General features: G+C 37.4%; 19 protein-coding genes. 10 read left to right on the top strand and 9 right to left on the bottom strand.

The genetic code is table 11. The features are described 5' to 3' along the window. Together ACXZ1K_RS02650 and ACXZ1K_RS02655 are read right to left on the bottom strand one after the other, a co-directional pair. Complete coding sequence (locus ACXZ1K_RS02650) at positions 1-381, bottom strand: RidA family protein (protein WP_458971835.1); 381 nt, start codon at positions 379-381, stop codon at positions 1-3. 94 nt (positions 382-475) lie between these two features. After that, positions 476-1,810 (bottom strand): OmpA family protein, encoded by a 1,335-nt coding sequence (locus ACXZ1K_RS02655; RefSeq protein WP_458973225.1) that lies wholly within the window; start codon positions 1,808-1,810, stop codon positions 476-478. 303 nt (positions 1,811-2,113) lie between these two features. Between ACXZ1K_RS02655 and ACXZ1K_RS02660 the strand changes: the two genes are divergently transcribed. Next, positions 2,114-3,640: a glycosyltransferase gene (locus ACXZ1K_RS02660; protein WP_458971836.1), complete on the top strand. Its 1,527-nt coding sequence runs from the start codon at positions 2,114-2,116 to the stop codon at positions 3,638-3,640. Here the strand turns inward: ACXZ1K_RS02660 and meaB are convergent. Beyond that, positions 3,637-4,536 (bottom strand): methylmalonyl Co-A mutase-associated GTPase MeaB, encoded by a 900-nt coding sequence (meaB, locus tag ACXZ1K_RS02665; RefSeq protein ID WP_458971837.1) that lies wholly within the window; start codon positions 4,534-4,536, stop codon positions 3,637-3,639. The two genes, ACXZ1K_RS02660 and meaB, sit on opposite strands and share 4 nt — an antisense overlap. Positions 4,537-4,627: 91 nt before the next feature. Between meaB and ACXZ1K_RS02670 the strand changes: the two genes are divergently transcribed. From ACXZ1K_RS02670 to ACXZ1K_RS02710, 9 genes are read left to right on the top strand one after another with little or no spacing between them, the layout of a single operon-like run. Beyond that, positions 4,628-5,614 (top strand): glycosyltransferase family 2 protein, encoded by a 987-nt coding sequence (locus ACXZ1K_RS02670; protein WP_458971838.1) that lies wholly within the window; start codon positions 4,628-4,630, stop codon positions 5,612-5,614. A 52-nt stretch (positions 5,615-5,666) separates the two neighbouring features. Then, a complete protein-coding gene (locus ACXZ1K_RS02675; RefSeq protein ID WP_458971839.1) occupies positions 5,667-7,490 on the top strand; it encodes an ABC transporter ATP-binding protein in 1,824 nt (607 codons plus the stop codon). Position 7,491: 1 nt separating this feature from the next. Further along, a complete protein-coding gene (locus ACXZ1K_RS02680; RefSeq protein WP_458971840.1) occupies positions 7,492-8,295 on the top strand; it encodes a hypothetical protein in 804 nt (267 codons plus the stop codon). Then, positions 8,264-9,166: a glycosyltransferase gene (locus ACXZ1K_RS02685; RefSeq protein ID WP_458971841.1), complete on the top strand. Its 903-nt coding sequence runs from the start codon at positions 8,264-8,266 to the stop codon at positions 9,164-9,166. The genes ACXZ1K_RS02680 and ACXZ1K_RS02685 overlap by 32 nt, the downstream gene beginning before the upstream one ends. Further along, positions 9,166-10,332, top strand: a complete 1,167-nt coding sequence (locus tag ACXZ1K_RS02690) for a glycosyltransferase (protein ID WP_458971842.1) — start codon at positions 9,166-9,168, stop codon at positions 10,330-10,332. The genes ACXZ1K_RS02685 and ACXZ1K_RS02690 overlap by 1 nt, the downstream gene beginning before the upstream one ends. Further along, a complete protein-coding gene (locus ACXZ1K_RS02695; protein WP_458971843.1) occupies positions 10,325-11,143 on the top strand; it encodes a glycosyltransferase family 2 protein in 819 nt (272 codons plus the stop codon). The genes ACXZ1K_RS02690 and ACXZ1K_RS02695 overlap by 8 nt, the downstream gene beginning before the upstream one ends. 54 nt (positions 11,144-11,197) lie before the next feature. Then, entirely contained in the window at positions 11,198-12,130 is a 933-nt protein-coding gene (locus tag ACXZ1K_RS02700) for a glycosyltransferase family 2 protein (RefSeq protein WP_458971844.1), read from the top strand. Between the two features lie 6 nt (positions 12,131-12,136). After that, the gene (locus ACXZ1K_RS02705) at positions 12,137-13,102 is read left to right on the top strand and encodes a glycosyltransferase (protein WP_458971845.1); all 966 of its coding nucleotides are present in this window, start codon (positions 12,137-12,139) and stop codon (positions 13,100-13,102) included. Positions 13,103-13,150: 48 nt separating this feature from the next. Further along, positions 13,151-14,101, top strand: coding sequence for a nucleotide-diphospho-sugar transferase (locus ACXZ1K_RS02710; RefSeq protein ID WP_458971846.1), 951 nt, complete (start codon positions 13,151-13,153; stop codon positions 14,099-14,101). Here ACXZ1K_RS02710 and ACXZ1K_RS02715 read toward each other — a convergent pair. From ACXZ1K_RS02715 to rimP, 6 genes are all read right to left on the bottom strand, one after another. After that, on the bottom strand, positions 14,088-15,158 hold the full coding sequence (locus tag ACXZ1K_RS02715) for an acyltransferase family protein (protein ID WP_458971847.1): 1,071 nt from the start codon (positions 15,156-15,158) through the stop codon (positions 14,088-14,090). The two genes, ACXZ1K_RS02710 and ACXZ1K_RS02715, sit on opposite strands and share 14 nt — an antisense overlap. A gap of 4 nt (positions 15,159-15,162) precedes the next feature. Next, complete coding sequence (locus ACXZ1K_RS02720) at positions 15,163-16,155, bottom strand: GDSL-type esterase/lipase family protein (protein WP_458971848.1); 993 nt, start codon at positions 16,153-16,155, stop codon at positions 15,163-15,165. A 56-nt stretch (positions 16,156-16,211) separates the two neighbouring features. Then, a complete protein-coding gene (locus tag ACXZ1K_RS02725; RefSeq protein WP_458971849.1) occupies positions 16,212-17,357 on the bottom strand; it encodes a glycosyltransferase in 1,146 nt (381 codons plus the stop codon). A 63-nt stretch (positions 17,358-17,420) separates the two neighbouring features. Next, positions 17,421-20,444, bottom strand: a complete 3,024-nt coding sequence (gene infB, locus ACXZ1K_RS02730) for a translation initiation factor IF-2 (protein ID WP_458971850.1) — start codon at positions 20,442-20,444, stop codon at positions 17,421-17,423. Between the two features lie 84 nt (positions 20,445-20,528). Next, positions 20,529-21,764: a transcription termination factor NusA gene (gene nusA / locus ACXZ1K_RS02735; protein WP_458971851.1), complete on the bottom strand. Its 1,236-nt coding sequence runs from the start codon at positions 21,762-21,764 to the stop codon at positions 20,529-20,531. 2 nt (positions 21,765-21,766) lie between these two features. Next, positions 21,767-22,231: a ribosome assembly cofactor RimP gene (rimP, locus tag ACXZ1K_RS02740; protein ID WP_458971852.1), complete on the bottom strand. Its 465-nt coding sequence runs from the start codon at positions 22,229-22,231 to the stop codon at positions 21,767-21,769. Positions 22,232-22,373: the final 142 nt, after the last annotated feature.

The raw sequence follows: 22,373 nt of genomic DNA on the forward strand, positions 1-22,373 counted from the left end.
TTAACTCTTAAATGCAGTGATAGAGATTTCAACGTTAACGCCTTTGGGTAAACCTTTAACAGCTATTGTTTCTCTTGCAGGAAAATTACGCTCAAAATAGGAACCATAAACTTCATTCACATTAGTAAACAAATTCATGTCTGATAGAAAAATAGTCGTTTTAACAATGTCATGAAACTCATAGGATGCCTCTATAAGTAAAGCCTTGATATTTCTCATCACCTGGTGTGTCTCTTCCTCTATGCTAGAACTCACCACTTCTCCACTTTCAGGATTAATCGCGATTTGTCCGGAAAGGAATAAAAAGCCATTTGCAATTACGGCTTGGCTATATGGACCAATTGGGGCAGGAGCATTTGTAGTATTAACTATTTTATTCATGATTGAAATGTATTGATGCTTGACTACAAATGTAAAAAATAAAAAGAGGGCCTCAATGATGAAGCCCTCTTTTTGTAAGTTATGTTAAGAAATACTAGTTTCTAGCAGTTTCAACACGACGGTTTTGGATACGACCTTCTTCAGTATCGTTAGAAGCAATTGGATTAGCTTCACCTAGACCTTTAGTAGAAACTTGACTAGCGTTAACACCAGAGTTAACTAAGTAAGTTTTAACAGAATTTGCTCTGTCTTTAGACAATTTCAAATTGTATGCAGCAGTACCTTCGCTAGAAGCGTAACCATTTACAGCTACTTTACCACCGTTTTCACGCAATACTGAAGATAATTTATCTAAAGTAGGGTAAGCTTCAGTTTTTAAAACTGATGAGTTAAATTCAAATTGGATAGTTTCGAAACCAGTTACTGAACTTGCTGGAGCAGCTTCAGTCATTTTTGGAAGTGGACATCCTGATCCATCAACAGCAGTACCAGCTGGAGTTCCAGGGCATTTGTCGAATTGATCAGAAACACCATCACCATCAGTATCTTTTTTCAAATCTTCGATAGATTTCTCTACGTTAGATACACGGTTTTTCAAAGCTTCAACTTCTTGACGTAAAGTTGGGTCTTTCAACTCATCATACATCAAAGCAAGTGGGTTAACCCAATCCAAGTTTGGTTTAGAACTAGATCCTAGAGAGAACTCAAGACCAGCATATCCATAAGAGAATTTATCTTTAGTTGTTGCTTTAGCGTAAACTCCATCAAAGTTATCAGAATCAATGAAGTGCATAGTATAACCTAAGTTAAATGATACACGCTCAGAAACTTTGAATTTGATACCAGCACCAACTGGGATATAAGCTTCCTTAACATACTTGTTGTTGTGATCATCTCCAGCTTTGTCTTTGAAATCAGTTGCAGGATTTGCAGTGTTAGGGTGTGGAGCATAAGCGATCAAACCATAACCAGCTGTTACGAAGAAATTAACTGAATTCTCACGACGTAAGAAATCAACAGTTGCAACGTTAACAACACCTCTTAAATCTGCAGAGTAACCAATTTCAGTTTCGAAATCTCTGATACCGCCAACGATACCACCTGGAGCATCTTGGTTAGTACCAGATACTTTTCCACGGAAGATGTTACCTTCTAAGCCAAATGCATGACCTAATTGTTTTCTCAATGAGATGCCGTAACCTAAAGTTGGATCCCAATTAGTAAAGTCGTTTGATCCACCGATAGCAATGAACGGTGACAATACACCTGCATTAACTCCGAAAGACCAAGTTCTGTACTGTCCTCTACCACCAAATACCTTGGCAGAAGAAGAAGTCATCGTAGAATCTTGAGCATTAGCTAGAGAAGTAACTCCCAGTAACGCTACAAAAGAAACTGCTAGACTCTTTTTTAAAGTAGAATAATTCATAATTTTCTTTTTTAAGGTTAAACAAATTTTAATTGTATAATTTTTTTGTGTAGCAAAATTAAACAAATTTTTAATTTCTCAAAACACTATACAAACTCCGTTCCAAACTCTGTAAAATGTAAGAATTAGCCAAATTTGATACTTATTACAGGCACAAATATAAAAACGTAACAATTTGCAAATTTTATTTAACTTATAAGAATAATCAGAAATGTATATTCTTATATAATTGCTAGTCTAGTTTTTTAGACACTTTCTGATCGTACTTATAATTTCAATACTTTTGCAGCATAAAAATTTACAATGTCTATTCCTAAAATTGTTCATCAGACTTTTAAATCTTCTGCATTACCCCCATTAACCAGATGGCATATCGCGAGGTTCAGAAAAAAAAACCCTGAGTATCTGTATGAATTCTATGATGACGCCAGAGTAGAGAATTTTATTGCGAAAGAATTTGATGCACATATTTTCCACCTCTATAAAAAAATCCAAATAGGTGCAGCAAAAGCAGATTTTTTCAGGTATGCGGTACTCTTAAAAAAAGGAGGCATATACCTTGACATAGATAGTGACATAAAAGGAAAGCTGTCAAACTTCATAAAATCAGACGATGTGGCAGTAATCTCTACAGAAAGAAATCCTAATCTGTATGTACAATGGGCACTTATATTCGAGCCCAATCATCCATTTATGAAAAAAACAATGGAGCTGGTTATAAAAAATCTTGAAGACAATACTTACCCGAACGACGTACACAGAATGACAGGGCCGAGTGTTTTCACAGATGCCATTTCTCTTTGTCTAAAAGAAGATCGAAATATTCCTTTCCGGATTGAAGGCATAGATTACAATGGCCATTTAAAATTCAAATATTTTCTGAATAAACTATTATACGAAAAAGGTGAGCATTGGAAAAAGGCTCAAACTACCACCACGGTTCTCCGAAAAAACATGAAGGTATCTGGATTTACTTTCATCAGAAATGCTGTTGTAAACGACTATCCAATTGTAGAGGCTATAAATTCTATACTCCCGATATGTGATGAATTTATTGTTGCCGTTGGGAAATCGACCGACCAAACCAGGCAACTCATTGAAAATATTGGCTCCAATAAAATAAAAATTATCGATACTATTTGGGATGAAACACTAAAACAGGGAGGTGCCGTTTTCGCCGCAGAAACAGACAAAGCTTTCGATGCTATTTCTAAAGACGCGGATTGGGCATTTTATATCCAGGGGGATGAAGCTGTACATGAAAATGACCTGCCATTAATAAAGATGGAAATGGAGAGCTGCTTGAATAAAAAAGATATTGAAGGCCTTTTATTTAAGTACAATCATTTTTATGGCTCATACGATTTTATCGCTGAATCTAGGCGATGGTATAGAAGAGAGATAAGAATCGTTAGGAGAAATCTGCCCGTAAAATCTTATAGAGATGCGCAAGGTTTTCGCATTGATGGAAGAAAAATAAGAGTTAAACTGATTGACGCTCACATAAACCATTATGGGTGGGTCAAGCCCCCTGCAGGTTTGGTCCGAAAAAAGCAAAACTTCAATACATTTTATGATGAAAATGCAAAAACTGAAGTTGTGCCAGACACTGCTGAATTTGATTATGGTAATGCGGATAGTCTTGTTTCATTTTCTGGTACTCATCCTAAGTCTATGAAAAATAAGATTCAATCTGTAAATTGGAAGTTTAGTTTGGATCCCACGAAACTCAAGAAAAAATTAAGTCTGAGAAGAAAGTTGTTAGAAAAATTCTATCAGCTTACAGGTATCAGATTGGCCGAGTACAAAAATTACAAAAGAATTGCTTAGGCTTCTTTTTCAAAAGCTTCAACGAATTTATATATGTTGAAATCGCTCTTGTCTAAAGCATTGATCAGCCTTTGCTTCAATTCTATCCTATCAACATTCTTCATCCTTGCATTTTGAATCAGCTTGTAAACTTTTTCAAGATACAGGAGCAAACGTCTATCGTTGGTAACCCGTGAATCATCTGATATCCATCTAAATAGTTCATCCACACCCAGCCCTTTGTCTGCAATTGTTTTAATAACTGGAACCACATCCTCACGTTGGTGCAACATCTTCTTTAGGTTGTTAGCAAAAGTATCCGCTCCTTCTCTATCTGATTTATTTACAATAAAGGCATTTCCTATTTCCATCAATCCAGATTTGATATGTTGAATTTCATCTCCCGCCTCTGGAACTAGCACAACAATAACCTTATCGGCCAAGCCGGCAATTTCAATTTCAGATTGACCCACACCAACAGTTTCAACAATTATATAGTCGAATTTAGCAGCCCTCAGCACATCACACATTTCAATAATTTTAGCAGATAACCCTCCTACAGATCCCCGCGTTGCAACAGAACGAATAAACACATTAGGATTATTAAACTGTGCTCCCATTCTAATCCGGTCGCCCAGCAGCGATCCAAAATTGAAAGGAGATGTTGGGTCAACCGCAAGAATAGCAACATTTTTATCCAAGCTTACCATCTGCTCAATTAGCGCGTTAACCAAAGTGCTTTTTCCGGCCCCAGGAGGCCCAGTTATCCCTATGATTGGAATATTACGTTTAATACTTAAGGACTGTAAAAATTCTTCACTTCCGGAAAGCTCATTTTCTACCAAAGTCAAACCTCTAGCTAGAGATAAAAAATCACGTTGTTCAATACCTTGTAGCAATGTTTTTATAACACTCATCTCAAATCTTACTTTTATAAAAAGGTAGAAGATATTTACCTGCATAAATAATATACAATAATATAAACTCAATAAGTAAATTTGATGCTTTATGGAAAATAGTGTTTCTGTTATCATTCCTAACTACAACGGCAGGCATCTTCTTGAAGCATATCTTCCTTCTGTTTTCAAAGCGCTGGAGAACTCAATGGCCATTTACGAAGTGATCGTGATTGATGATGGTTCTAACGATTCAAGTATCGCCTTCTTAACACAAAACTACCCAGAAGTAACGCTTTTAATAAATGATGAAAATCGAGGTTTTAGCTATACCTGCAACCACGGCATCCAAAAGGCAAAATATACGTTAACCCTTCTGCTTAATTCAGACGTAAAACTTGACCCAGATTATTTTAAAAATCAATGGCAGTATTTTAAAAAAGAAGATACTTTCGGAGTAATGGGTAGAATAATGAGCGCAGATGGATCGCATATTGAAGATGCTGCAAGGATATTATTTTACAAAGGCCCACGGCTAAAAGCAAATAAGTTCTATTACAGCAGCAAAAATGATGACCATGAAGTTTATACGGCCTATTTATCTGGAGCGAATGCTTTAGTCAATACGGCTAAACTAAAAGAGCTTGGGGGGTTTGATGAAATTTACTCTCCTTTTTCTTCTGAAGATTCTGACTTAAGTACCAGGGCTTGGCTTTTGGGGTGGAAATGTTATTACGAGCATAACGCCTTGTGCTACCACCAAGTGAGCGGTAGCACCAAAACTCAAATCAAATCTGATTTTATTAAGAAAATCTATTTCAGAAACCGGTTCATATTTAATTCCATCCATTTAAGTGGAGTCAGAGCGATCGTATGGCCTATCTATTTAGTGTTATTTGAGTTGATTCCAAAAATTATCCTTGGGAATTTCTGGGTACTCAAAAGCTATTACAACTATCTTTCTTTATTTCCTTTGATTAAGCAGTCAAGAAAAAACATAGCTACACTAAAAAATAAATATCAGTCAACTAGAAACGCAAACTCTATAATTGATGTGATCAATGCGTCTGTGCAATCCAAATCTATTGAACTGTTGTAACCTATTAAAGGATTGAATAAGAAAATGTAACTTTGCTCATTAAATTCATTTAATGAAAACTTATTTCAGATTACTTTCTTTTGCCAAGCCCATTGAAAAGTTTGCAATACCTTATGTAATCACCACGCTACTTGCAATTTTCTTTAATACATTCAACTTTGCCCTATTATCCCCATTGCTGGATACACTCTTTGCGGGTGATAAGGCACCTTCTTTACAGGATAAAGTAACATCTTCAATAGATATTCTTTCCAAATTCAGGGAATATATTAATCACTCCATAGTAACTAATGGCAAAAATGACACACTGATTGTCGTGTGTGCAGTTATACTTGTATCTGTATTGCTGTCAAACTTCTTCAGGTATTTCAGCCAGCGTTTTATGGAAGATTTACGTGTTCATACCTTATTAAATCTCCGTAAAACTGTATTTAATAATGTGATGGACCTACAAGTTGGTTACTTTAACAATGAACGTAAGGGCGACATCATTTCAAAGGTTGCATCAGATGTACAGGTAGTTCAATTTTCAGTTACCAACACCTTACAGGTAATTTTTAAAGAACCCGTTCAGTTGCTTTTTTACGTGTTCCTTCTTTTATCAATATCAATTAAGCTCACATTATTCTCTTTATTGGTCATCCCTATTTCAGGTTTTATCATTAGCAAGATCGTAAAAAGGCTTAAGAGGCAGGCAACCCAAGCGCATGAATCATTTGCAAAGATGATCGGCTTTTTAGATGAATCTTTAAGCGGAATTAAGATTATTAAAGCATTTAATGCTACGGAGAGGATAAAAAATAAATTTCATCAGGAAAACGTATTCTATTCTGATTTGGTTAGAAAAATGGTCCGCAGGCAACAGTCAGCCTCACCAGTATCACAATCCTTAGGTGTATTGGTAGTCGTTAGCATTGTCATTTACGGCGGTTCACTCATCATAAATAAACAATCTGGAGCCCTTCAACCAGCAGATTTCATTGCTTACATAGCAGCCTTTTCACAGGTTATGCAGCCAGTAAAAGCATTAACCGAGGCATTTAGCGGGATACATTCTGGAATCGCGGCAGGTGAACGGGTGTTAGAAATGATAGATACAAAGCCGGAGCTTGTTAACAAGCCTGATGCCGTAAAATTAGATGGCTTCAATAATGCATTAGTACTTCATAATGTTTCATTTGATTACGGACAAAAAGAAATCCTTAAAAACATTTCAATCGAAGTTAAGAAAGGCCAAACTGTAGCACTTGTCGGGCCATCTGGTGGTGGAAAAAGCACATTAATGGATTTGATACCCCGCTTTCACGACCCAAAAAATGGCACTATCACGATCGATAGACACAAGTATTCAGATCTTCTTGTTGAAAGTATTAGAGACCAGCTGGGTATCGTAAACCAGGAATCTTTCCTTTTCAACGATACCATTTTCAATAATATTTCTTTTTCAAAACCAGAAGCTACCGAAGAAGAAGTCATCGCTGCCGCTAAGATTGCCAACGCCCACGAGTTTATCGTAAATACTCAGGATGGCTATCAAACATTTGTAGGAGATAGAGGTGGAAGACTGTCCGGCGGTCAGCGTCAGAGAATCTCTATTGCAAGAGCGATATTGGCTAACCCCCCTATTATGTTATTAGATGAGGCTACCTCTGCCTTAGATACCGAATCTGAAAAACTGGTTCAGGAAGCTTTAAATAACTTAATGAAAAATAGGACTTCTATTGTAATTGCCCACAGACTTAGCACTATACAACACGCAGATGTTATTGTGGTACTCGACAATGGGGAAATTAAAGAAACAGGGACACACGTGGAACTGATGGCCCAGGGTGGTCTATATGCCAGGTTAATAAACATGCAAACCTTCAGTAGTTAATATGGATTTTTCTTTTCTAAATCAGGTAGAAAACAATTGCACCTATGAATTTGAATATTCAATAGGAACACTTACTACCAAGATAGAAGAATATCAGGAAATGGTCCAGTCATTTATACAAGCGGGCTTTCAGACAGACGATTGCGAGTTTTTGTATATCGACAATTCAACCGGCAATAGCGTTGATGCATTTGAAGGACTTAATATCCTTTTAGAACGGGCCAAAGGAAAATATGTGATCCTCTGCCACCAGGATTTGCTAATTAATAAAGACAGAAGGTCTGATCTTGATCAACACTTAAAGAACCTGGATGATATTGACCCAAATTGGGCAGTTTGCGGAAACGCTGGTGCAGCGGGGCCAAACTATATAGTTTATCATATCTCTTATCCAAATGATGTATTTAAACATAAAGGCACCTTCCCTTTAAAAGTATCATCTCTTGACGAGAACTTTATCTTGGTAAAGAACTCCTCAAGATTGGCCTTATCGAACAATCTTTCCGGTTTCCATTTGTATGGAACAGACCTCTGCTTAAATGCAGAGTTACGTGGATTTACCAGCTATGCCATCTCATTTAATTTGACCCATAAAAGTTACGGAAACCGAGATGAGTCCTTTTATACAATCAGAGAAAAGCTGATCAATAAATACAACCACTTTTTTAGGAACAGGTGGATACAATCTCCATCAACTGTATTCCATCTCTCCGGGTCTTATTTTGGCCGACTGCTCGCCAACCCAATATCTTTGTTTGTTGTTAGGATGATAAATGGCATTAAGAAGAGGAGAAACAATGGCTGATGACCTCATTTCTGTAGCGCTCTGCGTATTCAATGGTGAGCATTATCTGGCGGAACAATTGGATTCCATTCTTAGGCAGGACTACAAAAACATGGAAGTTATTATTGTAGATGATTCCTCCACAGATGGCTCCTGGAAATTACTTGAAAAGTTTAAACAAGAATATCCCCAAATACAGCTTTTTAAAAACACAGAAAACATTGGCTTCAACAAAAACTTCCAAAAAGCGCTTTCACTTTGCAATGGACAATTTATCGCTATTGCAGATCAGGACGATGTATGGCATTACGATAAACTATCCATTCTATACCAAAAAATTGGAGAGAACTTACTTATTTACCATGATTCAGCATTAATCATTGAAGGAAAATTAAGTGAGAAAAAAATAAGTGACAATCATAATTTTGTAGCCGGCAAATGTGAGCAATACTTGTTATATGACAACTGCGTTTCAGGCCATGCTTGCTTGATAAACAGGGAACTTTTAAACTATATAACCCCATTCCCAAACGATTTATATTATGATTGGTGGATGGGATATACCGCTGCAAATCTTGGCAGATTAGCATTTACGAATCAATCCTTAGTTCAGCATAGGCGCCATGCAACAAGCTCTACCAGTAATGATAAAACCACAGGCAGGCAGAAAAGGATTAACAACCTTCGTATCTTTAAGGATCATAAATTAAATAGCGAAGAAACTAAGCAATTAATAACAGAACTATTAAAAGGATACCACGAACTGGCTCAAAAGAATTTTTCATTGAATTTGTTTAAACTGCTTACTGCAAATGCAAATACGTTTTTCTACGCAAGGCGTAAGTCGCTTTATAAAAAGATCCGATTTATAGTTAAAGAATGTATACGCTGATGAAAAAAATTATTAAAAAACTAGCTTCATTTTTTTTCTCCAGGCAACCTCCAAAGACACCCATAATAGGGGCTGAAAAAACTATTCTGGTAATTGACGACTATGTTCCCTACCATGATAAATCTTCAGGCTCTAAACGCCTGTTTGAATTATTAAAACTTTTTAAGTCGCTGGATCTAAACATAATCTTCCTGCCGGATGATGGAAAGCTTACGCAACCTTATGCCACAGACCTTCAAAGTATAGGAATTGAAATCCTCCACTTCGAAAATAAAAACGATTTAATCAAGAAACTCAATTCGAAGCTAAATAGTATTCATTATGCCTGGATTTCACGGCCTGCCCTCAATGAAAAATATCAAAACATTTTAAACATCAACACAAAAAAAATATTTGACACGGTAGACCTTCATTACCTCAGGATGCTAAGGCAGGCAGCGAACGAACACAACCAAAAGTTAAAGGCCAAGGCTTTAAAAACTAAGTCCATAGAACTAAGCTTGGCAAAAAAAAGCGATGCAACCATAACTGTTATTGCAGTTGAAAAGGATACTTTGAAGCAGGAAGGCATCAATAACGTCTTTGTGATTCCGAATGTTCACTATAGTAGTGTCGAGAAAGAACAACCTGAATTCATTAATCGAAAAGGACTTCTGTTTATTGGAGGCTATAAACACACCCCAAATATCGACGCCGCAAGGTGGCTTGTTAACGACATCATGCCGATGATCTGGAAAACAGACCCAACAATACATTTAACATTACTTGGCAGTGATCCTACTCCTGAAATTCAAGGATTTAGCGCGCCAAATATCTCAGTGCCCGGCTATATCCATGATGTCTCCCCATTCTTTAATAACAACAAAATCTTTATTGCTCCATTAAGATATGGAGCTGGAATGAAGGGCAAAATAGGACAAAGTCTGGAATTTGGATTGCCAGTAATATCAACTGATATCGGAGTAGAAGGAATGGATTTACATGACGGCAAAAATGTACTTTTAGCAAATACCACTGAGGAATTTGCAGAGAAGGCTTTAACGTTGTACAATTCAGAAGTACTCTGGAACCAAATTAGAGACAACTCTATACAAGCTATATCAGATTATGCCCCAGCCGCAGTGACACGAATGTTAAAACTCTTATTTGATACTATTGATGAGTAGCCTATCTATCATTACTATAAATTATAACAATCGGCAAGGTTTGGAAAAGACCATAGAGAGTGTCTTAAATCAAACCTCAAATGATTTTGAATTCATCATTATTGATGGAGATAGTAACGATGGCAGTAGACAACTAATAGAAGAAAACGCCGAACACTTCAGTTATTGGGTAAGTGAAGCGGATACAGGTATCTATAACGCAATGAACAAGGGCATTAGAAAATCTACGGGCGATTACTTGTTGTTTTTAAATAGCGGCGATACCCTTCATCAAAAAAATACCCTTTTTCAAGCAAAGAAAGCTATGATTGGAAGTGCTGATATCTATTACGGCGATATCATATACGTTGAAAATGATGTAAAAACAAGGAGATCCTTTCCAAATGAACTAACTTTCTCTTTCTTTTTAGAACACAGCATCTCTCATCAGGCCAGTTTTATCAAAAGGTCCTTATTTGAGGATGTCTTTTATTACAACGAACAATATTCCATCATTTCTGATTGGGAATTCTTTATTTATGCGATCTGTAAACTCAATGTTCGTACACATCACTTAGATCAGATCATCAGCAACTATGACACGGAGGGATTGTCTTCAGATATCAATAACCATCCGAAAATGCATCATGAAAGAAACATGGTTATCGAGGAATACTTCTCTGCATTTAAGGAGGATTATAAAGACATTGGATTCCTCCAATCAAAAAGGGGAAAGCAGCTACTTATTATTAAGAAGCACAGCTTTACTTGGAAACTTTTAAAAGGGTTCATCAGCATACTTTTGATATTTTTACCCAAGAATAAAAATTAAAATGTGTTTTTTGAGATTAAACGATAAGAACAATTACAAAATTGATCATTGCAAATGCCACAGGTCTCAGTAATAGTACCCAACTACAATCACGCAAAGTATCTGAATAAGAGAATTGACACTATTCTAGGCCAAACCTATCAGGATTTTGAGCTCATTCTATTAGATGACCATTCAACTGACAACAGCGTTACAATCTTAGATGGTTATAGAGACAATCCAAAAGTTTCGCATATCATTTTCAATGAACAAAATAGTGGCAGTACCTTTAAGCAATGGAAGAAAGGCGTAACGTTAGCAGCTGGAAAATACATTTGGATTGCAGAAAGTGATGACTGGTGTGAACCAACTTTACTGGAAACACTTATTAATGGTATAGAACAAGATAAAGATTGTATTATAAGCTATTGCCAATCATACTGCCTTAATGATGATGGTAAAATTATTTTTCAGTCCATCCATCCAGTCCTTTCTGAACTAGTTGATGGTCATAATTTTATCCAGAAATATATGTCTACTTCAGTATCAATTTTCAATGCTAGCATGGCATTATGGAGAAAAGATAAATTCAGCCTGATATCCGAGAATGAATTAATATCATTCAAGTTTTGTGGAGACTGGTATTTATGGGTTCACTTAGCGAAAATGGGAAAAGTTCACATAAGTGCAAAGCTCCTTAATTATTTCCGTAAGCATGATAACGACGTTAGTGGAAAGTCATACAAAAGCGGACTAAATTTTATTGAGGAACTGAAGATTATTAACATCATGTACAATGATAGGCTTATTGATGAGCGTACCTATTATAAAATATATAAGAAAAAATTTATTGATTACTGGAAAGTGAAAGATAGTATAGATCAAAATAACAGGTTAATAATTAAAAACCTATTCAATACTTCTTTATCACCAAAAACGAATATCAATAAATTGAAAGTCATCGCCTTATGGGACGACTTCAGAAAAGGTATAAAAAGAAAAAAATAATTAACAATGGAAACGGGAATATCTGTTCTAGTTTGTACGTACAATGGATCCAAAAGGCTTCCAAAAACTCTTGAATATTTGTCTAAGCAAAAAGTAGAAAATGGAATTAGATGGGAAGTTATCTTAATTGATAATGCTTCAACTGATAATACCGCTGAAATAGCCGAAATCGAATGGAATAAGTATGAAGTAAAAGCAGTTAATTTAACATTATTGAAACAAAATAATCCCGGAAAAATCAATGCATTACAACTTGGGTTATCTAAAGCTAAGTTTGAATTTTTTGTCATTTGTGATGATGACAATTGGTTGGAGGAGGACTATATCCAAAATGTATATGATATACTTAAAAATGATCCAGATATCGGGGCTGTTGGAGGACAAAGCATAGCAGTCACATATTCTGGCGAATTGCCTAATTGGTTTGAAGACCATCAAGCTGGATATGCAGTTGGGCATCAGGGCAGATCGAGCGGAGATGTCACTGAAAGAGGCCATTTGTGGGGTGCTGGTATGGGAACAAGAACACAGCTTTATAAAGAAATTTATAGAAATGTTCCTTCACTACTCATTGGGAGATCGGGGAAAAAACTCACTGCAGGCGAAGATTCTGAATACTGCCAAAGACTAATCTTAAAGGGGTATAAATTATACTACGATTCTAGGCTTAAATTTACGCACTACATGCCTGCAAACAGGCTAACTGTTGAATATAGGACAAAGCTATTTGAGGGTCTTCAGGAAAGTAATCAAGTCTTAGATAAGTATGCTTTGGCAATAAAAACTAGACTAAAATACAATAAAAACATTTTCAGTAAATTCAGACTTATTTTAGCCACCAAATTAAGAATTTTGATTGCGGGGTCGTCAAAAGAAAAACAAAAACAAAGAGACGTCTTAGTATTCGCATTCTCACCAACTAAAAATCCGGACCCAATCTCACTCAAAATTCAAGAGTTTATTAAATCTTGAAATCACATATGCATATACATTAAACTTCAGGCAATATCAAATAATTGAATGAAAAATTATCATACTAAATCTCCTGTACTTTTGTTAGTTTTTAACAGACCCGATTTATCAGATCAGGTATTTGCACGGATCAGAGAAGCACGACCGCATTTGCTCTACATAGCAGCAGATGGACCAAGAAAAGATAAGCCACTTGAAAAAGACTTATGTGATAAAGCTAGAAAAGTCAGTTCTAAAGTTGACTGGAAATGTGAGGTAAAAACACTTTTTCGAACCGAAAACTTAGGATGTAAAGAGGCTGTTTCTTCAGCCATTGATTGGTTTTTTGATCATGAAGACGAAGGTATAATACTCGAAGATGACTGTCTACCTGCTCCATCTTTTTTCAGCTTCTGTGACGAATTGCTAGAAAAATATAGAGAAGATAGTAGAGTACGTCACATCACGGGGAGCAATCTACAGCTAGGGAAAAAATGGGGTGATGGTTCAATTTTCTTTTCAAACAATACAGGCGTTTGGGGTTGGGCTACTTGGAGAAGGGCGTGGAAAGACTATGATAAAGACCTTAAGAATTATTCTGAACAAGACATAAGAACACAGTTCACTAAAATCTTTGATGATCGTTTCATAGTCGATTCATGGGTAGATACTTTTAATGCCTTAAAGTCAGGTAAGATAGATACCTGGGATTTCCAATTAACAATTATTAATTACCTCCACTATGGTTTGTCCATAAACCCAAATGTTAGTTTAATAAAAAACATTGGATACAGACCTGATGCCACGCATACGCATACTGATCAAAATATATACGAAAATGTACCTTTAGAAGATATATACGAAATCATCTATCCAAAATTCATATTACCAGAAAAGCAAGCGGATTACGACATTTTTAAAAGAGAATTCAGCTTAGAAGAAAGGTGGAGAAAGCACAATCTTTTACGAAGAAAATTCAAACGATGGCTAAAGAGTAAGTTTCTAACTACGAGCCAATAGACCAACGAAGTTTAGTTTTTAAGATTAAATTAACGATTACAAAGGAAATAAAGTAAGTGAGAACGTACCTACCAACACTATATAAAATCGCTTCCACCAATGTCATCGTAGAAACTTGCAGGTTGAAGGGCCTGAATATTTCCGAAAGCACTTTAAGTATAATAATTTGGTGCAACAGGTAAATTCCATACGTGGTTTTACGAGGTTGAAAAATCCTGTTCACCTGATTTATAGATCCAACTTTTAATAAAATTACGAAGAACGATAGCGAGTATAATATGTTCGTTATTCTTAAGGTATTATAAGCATCCTCGCTGCCCACAGACTTCAGATAAACGATCTCAAGATTGGATAGTATAAATAATGCTGTCGTTAATCCAATTAACCATATATATGAGGTCTTCTTAATGAAGGCAAATACTTCATCTATATGCCTGTTCATAAGAGCGCCAAGCCACAAGAAAAAGACAAATCCGAATAAAGCAGTAGTATGCTGAGTGCGAATCCACCCGTAATGTAAATTAACGCTATAAAAAAGAGAAGCCAAACCAAGTATTATCCCAAATCGCAAGCTGTATAGGTATTTTTTAAAAGCCAGCAATATCCCAATACAGATTAAGAAGTTTGGGATAAACCAAAAACTTGTCGTAAATATTACGTTGTAATATTCCGTACCCAAATAGTCCATAAAAGGAGATGGCATATGCCGTTCACCATTGTATTTGAAGTAAGCAACGTACAGTAACCCCAATACATTTATCAGTATAAACATGTTAAGCCAGAATGCCCATGGACCAATAGTACTTTTAAGCCTGTTCTTTAAATATTGAACGGCTGTGTAATCAACAAATTTATGGTTGATCAGAAAACCTGCAATCAGAAAAAAAGCAATCGTTGCAAACTTAAAGAACTGCATAACTGCCGCTTGCGCAAAACTGGTATAAAAAGACCCATAATTAGCCGCCCCAAAAACTTCTGTATGTTCAAACACAATACCCATCATAGATAAACACCTAATTGTGTCAACAAAATCGAAATTCTTTTTTATAGTCTCCATTCCCTTAATGATAGATTACAAGCTTTTTAGACATTTTGATATCTGTACCCTCGTAATATAACAGATATATTCCGGCGGCATATTGTGTAGTTGAAATATCTTCTTCATGGTAGCCTGCATTTCTGTAGTCGTCAAAAACAATTGCAACCTTTTGTCCAGCCATGTTGTACATCGTAACTTTTATGCGTGATGCACCTGACAAATTAAAGCGCAATTTTGTACTGTCATTGGCAGGGTTAGGCGCGTTTTGCAGCACCGTCGATACCTGAAAGTAGAGTGCAATTTCCTGGTTAATCGCATCAAACCATACCAGTCCTAATATGTTGTAGCCCCTGGCATTTGGATGGATTCCATCAGCATACAGTTGCTTATTCTTACCAATTACTGCATTTATATCTGCCACCCGTACATTCTCTTCCTTGGCCAGGGTTTTATAGGCATTATTTACCAACGTAATAAATCTGTTTCTCCTTTGTGACAGGAGCGCCTCAGGCGTTCTTCCGGGAATCTCCACAAAATATTGGAGTGTCCCAAGGATAACGTCCAGATTACTGGCTTTGGCCCGTTGGATCATTATTCTCATGTTATCGACCGTCGTACTAACCCGGCCATTTCCATTCGCCAATTGAATAACATCATTAGCACCCATTAAAATAAGTAGAAACCCCGTTTTATTGGCAATGGCTGCATCAAACCTGATCAGACCCTGAGCGGTGGTTTCTCCTGCTATTCCATAATTATCAATATTAACAGGAATATCTTTAAAGCAGTTGTTGAGAAATGATTTTAACGGGGTTTGAAAATTAAGAGGAGCCGGAATCCCCTGCACAGTACTAGCCCCAAAAGTGGTGATGTCAATAGATTTCTTACTGTAAAAACTAGAGAAAGCTCCACATACCGGAAATTGCTGCTGACTATAACCGCAAAAACCAATTAGAAGTAAATAAATTAAAACCAGATGCTTCCCCAAGACGAACTCCCTACTATTGTGTTTCAAAGATATTTATTTAGAGAGCGGTGTGCAAAAAATAATCGAAAGCAATTAGTAGTATATTATAGCCGTTTTGGAAGCTCTAATTTTAAGATAGATTTCAATTGCTTTTTAACGCTTGTTTTACCAAAGCTCTTTAACGCATATTCCTTCACAGCTTGACTATAACTAAAATATGTCTCATCATCCAAACCAATAACTACATCAACCATATTACTTATACATTCAACTGAAAGTTCTTGAAATTGGAATATAAACTCAGCTTCACCAAAGCCACAATACTTACTCACTAATGGCAGCAAACCGGCAGACATAGGCTCTATCGTTCCTCCCGGTAAACCGTCTACGTAGCTAGGAGTAAGCACATAATTACACTCCTCAATAATTTCCTTCATCTCAGGTGAGTCCATCCGGAGGTCTTTATGCAGATATACATTACCTTGCCTAAATACTTCTGCGTAATAGGCTTCAAGTACGGAATTCAGACGAGGTACCACAATATAAAAATTGATGTCCCTACGGGTCTTTGCCAGTTCCAATACCAATGGCAAACCCTTTGTTAACTGTTTTCCCCCGCTTAAGAACAAAAAGTTATGTGTCCTTCTGCTTTTATAGGCGAACCTGGAAAATGTGCCCAGTATATTATTATTCAACGTATAGAGGTTATTTTTAAAAACCGCTTTGCAATTTTCAAATACATAACCTTCGGCCATAATCAAACCTGCATCAGCTTCATACATCGCGTAATAATGGTTTTCTGTCATGATATTTGTCTCATCACTTAACCAAACACCAGATAACTTGTAAAAATCTCTGATACTTTTAAGACCATTTGTATTGTGTAAATCCTGATGTGTCCCTGTAATTAAATGTATCCTTGGGATACTTCTGTCATTGCTGTAAAACGACTTCTCAAAGTTATCCCCTATGCCGAATATTACATCGTAAGTATCATAAGGGATATCCATGCTGGTTAGATAGTCGTAAACATCAACGTTATAACCTAAGTCCCTGAATGTTTCGGCAACGATATGTGAGGTTACGAAATTCTGATGCTTAAAGTGGTTTGGTTCTAAAAAGGGTCCCGTTAAATAAGACACGCAAACATTGAATTTAAAGTCTGTATCATAGAGGTTAATGATGCGGTGCCCATCAACTATTTCCTTTCTTCTTTTTAAATAATCCTTAACCCTTCTTTTAAGACCCATAACCATAAAAAAAGGCTGTCTAAAAATTCATCAGACAGCCTTTCAATAAATTTGTATTTCTATTTATAATTTCCTTTTAACTTCAACTTGCTCGTAGGCCTCAACGATGTCACCAACCTCAATGTTATTGAAGTTATGGATGTTCAACCCGCACTCGTAGCCTCTTGATACTTCTTTCACATCATCTTTATAACGTTTCAATGAAGCAAGCTCACCGGTATAAACCACCACACCGTCTCTAACTATGCGGATTTTGCTGTTCCTGGTAATCGTTCCATCAAGAACCATACATCCCGCAATTGTACCAACTTTAGTGATTTTAAAGGTCTCTCTAATCTCCACATTCGCAGTGATCTTCTCTTCAAACTCTGGAGCAAGCATACCTTCCATTGCAGCCTTGATTTCGTTGATCGCGTCATAAATGATCGAATATAAACGAATGTCAATCTGTTCTGCCTCGGCAAGCTTACGCGCACCTGGCGAAGGACGAACCTGGAAACCGATGATGATTGCATCAGAAGCTGATGCCAGCAATACGTCAGATTCTGAGATCTGACCAACGGCCTTACCAATAATATTGATCTGTATCTCTGGTGTAGAAAGTTTCAATAATGAGTCAGATAGTGCCTCAATTGATCCATCCACGTCACCCTTAACAATTAAATTAAGCTCCTTAAAGTTACCAATTGCCAAACGGCGACCAATCTCATCCAGAGTAATGTGTTTCTGAGTACGAAGACCCTGCTCACGCATTAGTTGTAAACGTTTGTTAGCAATCTCTCTTGCTTCAACTTCACTTTCCAGTGCATTGAAACGATCACCCGCTGTAGGCGCACCCTGCATACCCAATACTTGTACCGGCACGGATGGACCAGCCTTATCAACTTTCTGCCCACGTTCATTAAATAACGCTTTAACACGTCCGCTATAGCTACCAGCTAAAATAGGATCACCAATTTTCAAAGTACCTGCTTGTACAAGAACAGTAGTAACAATACCACGACCCTTATCCAATGTAGCCTCAATAACGCTACCTGTTGCACGCTTGTTAGGATTAGCTTTTAAGTCAAGCAATTCTGCTTCTAACAATACTTTTTCAAGCAATAAATCTACGTTCAAACCGCTCTTACCAGAAATCTCCTGCGACTGGAAGTTACCTCCCCAATCCTCAACCAGGATATTCATAATAGATAGTTGTTCGCGTATTTTATCGGAATTAGCTCCCGGCTTATCAATTTTAGTAAAGGCAAACACCAATGGAACACCAGCTGCCTGAGCATGATTGATGGCCTCTTTTGTTTGAGGCATCACCGCATCATCCGCAGCAACAACGATGATCGCAATATCCGCTACCTTTGCACCCCTTGCACGCATCGCGGTAAACGCTTCGTGACCTGGTGTATCCAGGAAGGTTACTTGTTTACCTGTAGAAGTAGTTACCATATAGGCACCAATGTGCTGGGTAATACCACCGGCCTCACCCGCAACAACATTTGCTTTACGGATATAATCCAATAGGGAAGTCTTACCATGATCGACGTGACCCATGATCGTTACTACAGGAGCACGCGGCAATAGATCGTCGTCAGTATCTTCTTCCTCAATCAGGATATCACTTTCATCATCAGGTTTAACGAATTGAATCTCGTAACCAAACTCATCCGCAACAATTGTCAATGTTTCAGCATCCAACCTTTGGTTAATGGAAACGAACATACCTAAGCTCATACATGTGGCAATGATCTTGGTAACTGGTTCATCCATCATGGATGCAAGCTCATTTGCAGTAACAAACTCTGTTACCTTCAGTACCTTAGACTGAAGTTCTTGTTCCATTGCCGCTTCATCAGCCGACAAGGCAACATCATCACGTTTTTGACGACGTAATTTAGCACGCTGAGCAAACTTACCAGATTTACCAGCTCCACTTAAACGTGCAAGTGTTGCTTTAATCTGATCTTGTATTTCTTTTTCTGTAGGTTCTTCCTTAGGGCCTCCTGTTGGAGCTCCCGGTTTAGCATTCCTAAAATTAGGCCTGTTTGCTGTATTATTGGTGTTGTTCCTAAAATCTGGTCTGTTACCAATTGGCGCAGCTGGTCTAGCAGGAGCTTGTCCACCTTGACCACCAGGCTGTCCAGCAGGATTTTGTCCTGTTGTTTGTCCGGGATGCTGTCCAGGTGTTTTTTTACGTTTACGTTTTCTCTTCGCATCAGCACTATCTGCAGATGATGCTACTGGCTGAGACTTACGCTCAGGCGTTACCGGTAAAGTTATTTTACCAATAATATTTGGGCCAGATAATTTTACAGATCTTGCCTTGATAACCTCATCTTCAGGTTTTTCCACCGGTTTTGCTGGCTCCACAGGAGTTTGAGCAGCAACAGGAGCTGGAGTGGGTGTTGGCGCAGTAACTGCAACAGGCTCAGATTTAATCTCAGGCTTATCAACAGGTTTAATTTCCTCTACTGCTTTTGCTTCCGCAACTGGCTCTGGCTTAACAGTTGCAACAGGAGCAGGCGTTTCTTTAACCTCCTCAACCGGCACTTCTTGTTTAACGGGAGCAACTGGTTCTGGCGCTGGAGCTTCTTCCTCTTTCTTCGCAGGGCGAGACTTAGAATTAAGATCATCTAAATTGATCTTTCCCACTATCTTAACGCCTGGTAGTGAACCTTCTTCAGCTTTTACTTCTTGTGCCTGAACAGGTGCAGGAGGAGTGACAGCAGCAGGTTTAACTGGTGCTTCTTCCTTAACTCGTTCTACCGGAGGCGTATAAGACGAAAGGTTCTTAATTAAAATACCTTCGTTCTCAAATTCAATATTTTTCCTAGGTGCCTCAGTAACTTTCTCAGTTACTTCAGGCTCATCACGACGAATTTTACCAATAACTATCTGATTGGCTTCTTCTTTAACGATTTTGTCGCCCTGAAACTCCTTCAGCAATGCGTTATACATATCGCGAGAGAGCTTGGTAGTAGGTTTATTCTCCACAGAAAAGCCTTTCTTTTCCAGAAAGTCAACAGCCGTAGCAATCCCTACGTTAAGTTCTTTAACTGCTTTGAATAAAATTATTGGTTTGTCGTCTGACATTGATTATCCTATTTTTTCTTTAATTCTTATACAAAAGTAACGTTTATTCTTGTTTATTTCATGTGTAAACAGCCAGTTTTTGTGTTATTCAAACTCTGATTTTAAAATACTCATCACTTCTTTTATTGTTTCTTCTTCAAGATCGGTGCGTTTTACCAGTTCATCCACGGAAAGCGCTAAAACACTCTTGGCAGTATCACAACCGATAGCTTTAAGCTCATCGATGATCCAGCTGTCAATTTCATCCGAGAATTCTTCAATATCCACATCCTCATCTTCTTCGCCAGCTTCACGATAAACGTCGATTTCATATCCCGTCAATTTACCTGCCAGTTTAATATTGTGTCCGCCACGGCCAATCGCTAATGAAACCTGATCTGGCTTCAAATAAACTGCAGCATGCTTAGTTTCGTCATCCAACTTGATAGAGGTGATCTTTGCCGGACTCAAAGCCCTTGTAATATATAGCGATATATTCTGTGTAAAATTGATTACATCGATGTTCTCATTTTTCAATTCCCTAACGATACCATGGATACGTGAACCTTTCATACCTACACAGGCACCAACCGGATCAATCCTGTCGTCATAAGATTCAACAGCAACCTTTGCTCTTTCGCCCGGTTCACGAACAATTTTCTTAATGGTAATTAAACCATCAAAAATCTCAGGAACCTCAATTTCAAACAAGCGCTGCAAGAATTCAGGTGCAATTCTTGAAATGATGATCTTAGGTGTACTGTTCACCATATCAACTTTAAGGATTACCGCACGAACAGCATCTCCCTTTTTGAAATAATCTGCAGGAATCTGCTCAGATTTAGGCATCATTAATTCGTTGCCTTCATCATCTAAAACAAGCGTTTCTTTCTTCCAAACCTGGTAAACTTCACCTGTTACGATTTCACCTACCCTATCTTTATATTTTTTGAAGATCTCGTCTTTTTCTAACTCTAAAACTTTAGAAACCAAAGTTTGGCGGGCCGCTAAAATTGCCCTTCTTCCAAAGCTTTCTAAGGTAATCTGCTCAATGTAATCGTCGCCAACTTCCATATCGGCATCCAGCTGCTTAACTTCAGCAAGTTCAATCTCTAGATCATCGTCTTCAGAGAAACCATCTTCCATTACCTTCCTGGTGCGCCAGATTTCCAAATCCCCGTTATCAGGATTTACAATCACGTCACAATTCTCATCGGTACCATATTTTTTACGCAGCATGCTACGAAATACTTCTTCCAATACGCTAATCACCGTCGGACGGTCGATGTTCTTGAAGTCCTTGAACTCCTGAAATGAATCGATTAAATTAATATTGCTCATTTTTATTTAAATGAAATTAAAACCTTTGTTTCTGTTATATCACTAAAGCTCAAACTGGTTTCTACCAATTGAACTTTTTTACCTTTTTCTTTTACTTTAGCTTCGATAACGATGCCTTCATCGCTCACAGAAAGTAGTTCTCCTTCTTTCTGCTCACCACCTGCAAGTTTAACACCTACTTCTCTGCCAATGTTCTTTTCATATTGCCTCTTTAACCTCAACGGCTCGCCTACACCCGGCGAAGAAACCTCAAGATTATAGGCTTTTTCAATCGTATTCTCTTCCTCCAAATGAAACCCCACATGCCTGCTTATTGCTGCACAGTCCTGAATGTTTATCCCCTCATCGCCGTCAACATGTATAATAAGCTTGTTGTTGGGTAGCATTTTTACTTCAACCAAAAACAGCTCAGGCCTGTCAGAGATTTTCTCTTCCACTAACTCTATAACTCTTTTTTCTATCTGCATAACCAATTGCATAGTAACAGAAAAGAGGGGACATCTGCCCCCTCTTGCCCACTATTATCGTGCAAATGTAAGAAATAAAAATGTAATATAAAAATGAAAAGCCCGAACACTTATTTATATTGGGAAACATTTAACGGCTTAT

This window comes from Pedobacter jaeyakensis (assembly GCF_054461315.1).

Bases quoted from the DNA above. Each gene is read 5' to 3' on its own strand.
- meaB (WP_458971837.1), bottom strand. From the start codon at position 4,536: ATGAGTGTTATAAAAACATTGCTACAAGGTATTGAACAACGTGATTTT.
- ACXZ1K_RS02700 (WP_458971844.1), top strand. From the start codon at position 11,198: ATGCCACAGGTCTCAGTAATAGTACCCAACTACAATCACGCAAAGTAT.
- ACXZ1K_RS02660 (WP_458971836.1), top strand. From the start codon at position 2,114: ATGTCTATTCCTAAAATTGTTCATCAGACTTTTAAATCTTCTGCATTA.
- ACXZ1K_RS02680 (WP_458971840.1), top strand. From the start codon at position 7,492: ATGGATTTTTCTTTTCTAAATCAGGTAGAAAACAATTGCACCTATGAA.
- ACXZ1K_RS02705 (WP_458971845.1), top strand. From the start codon at position 12,137: ATGGAAACGGGAATATCTGTTCTAGTTTGTACGTACAATGGATCCAAA.
- ACXZ1K_RS02695 (WP_458971843.1), top strand. From the start codon at position 10,325: ATGAGTAGCCTATCTATCATTACTATAAATTATAACAATCGGCAAGGT.
- ACXZ1K_RS02690 (WP_458971842.1), top strand. From the start codon at position 9,166: ATGAAAAAAATTATTAAAAAACTAGCTTCATTTTTTTTCTCCAGGCAA.
- infB (WP_458971850.1), bottom strand. From the start codon at position 20,444: ATGTCAGACGACAAACCAATAATTTTATTCAAAGCAGTTAAAGAACTT.
- ACXZ1K_RS02670 (WP_458971838.1), top strand. From the start codon at position 4,628: ATGGAAAATAGTGTTTCTGTTATCATTCCTAACTACAACGGCAGGCAT.
- ACXZ1K_RS02685 (WP_458971841.1), top strand. From the start codon at position 8,264: ATGGCATTAAGAAGAGGAGAAACAATGGCTGATGACCTCATTTCTGTA.
- nusA (WP_458971851.1), bottom strand. From the start codon at position 21,764: ATGAGCAATATTAATTTAATCGATTCATTTCAGGAGTTCAAGGACTTC.
- ACXZ1K_RS02655 (WP_458973225.1), bottom strand. From the start codon at position 1,810: ATGAATTATTCTACTTTAAAAAAGAGTCTAGCAGTTTCTTTTGTAGCG.
- ACXZ1K_RS02710 (WP_458971846.1), top strand. From the start codon at position 13,151: ATGAAAAATTATCATACTAAATCTCCTGTACTTTTGTTAGTTTTTAAC.
- ACXZ1K_RS02725 (WP_458971849.1), bottom strand. From the start codon at position 17,357: ATGGGTCTTAAAAGAAGGGTTAAGGATTATTTAAAAAGAAGAAAGGAA.
- ACXZ1K_RS02675 (WP_458971839.1), top strand. From the start codon at position 5,667: ATGAAAACTTATTTCAGATTACTTTCTTTTGCCAAGCCCATTGAAAAG.
- rimP (WP_458971852.1), bottom strand. From the start codon at position 22,231: ATGCAGATAGAAAAAAGAGTTATAGAGTTAGTGGAAGAGAAAATCTCT.
- ACXZ1K_RS02650 (WP_458971835.1), bottom strand. From the start codon at position 381: ATGAATAAAATAGTTAATACTACAAATGCTCCTGCCCCAATTGGTCCA.
- ACXZ1K_RS02715 (WP_458971847.1), bottom strand. From the start codon at position 15,158: ATGGAGACTATAAAAAAGAATTTCGATTTTGTTGACACAATTAGGTGT.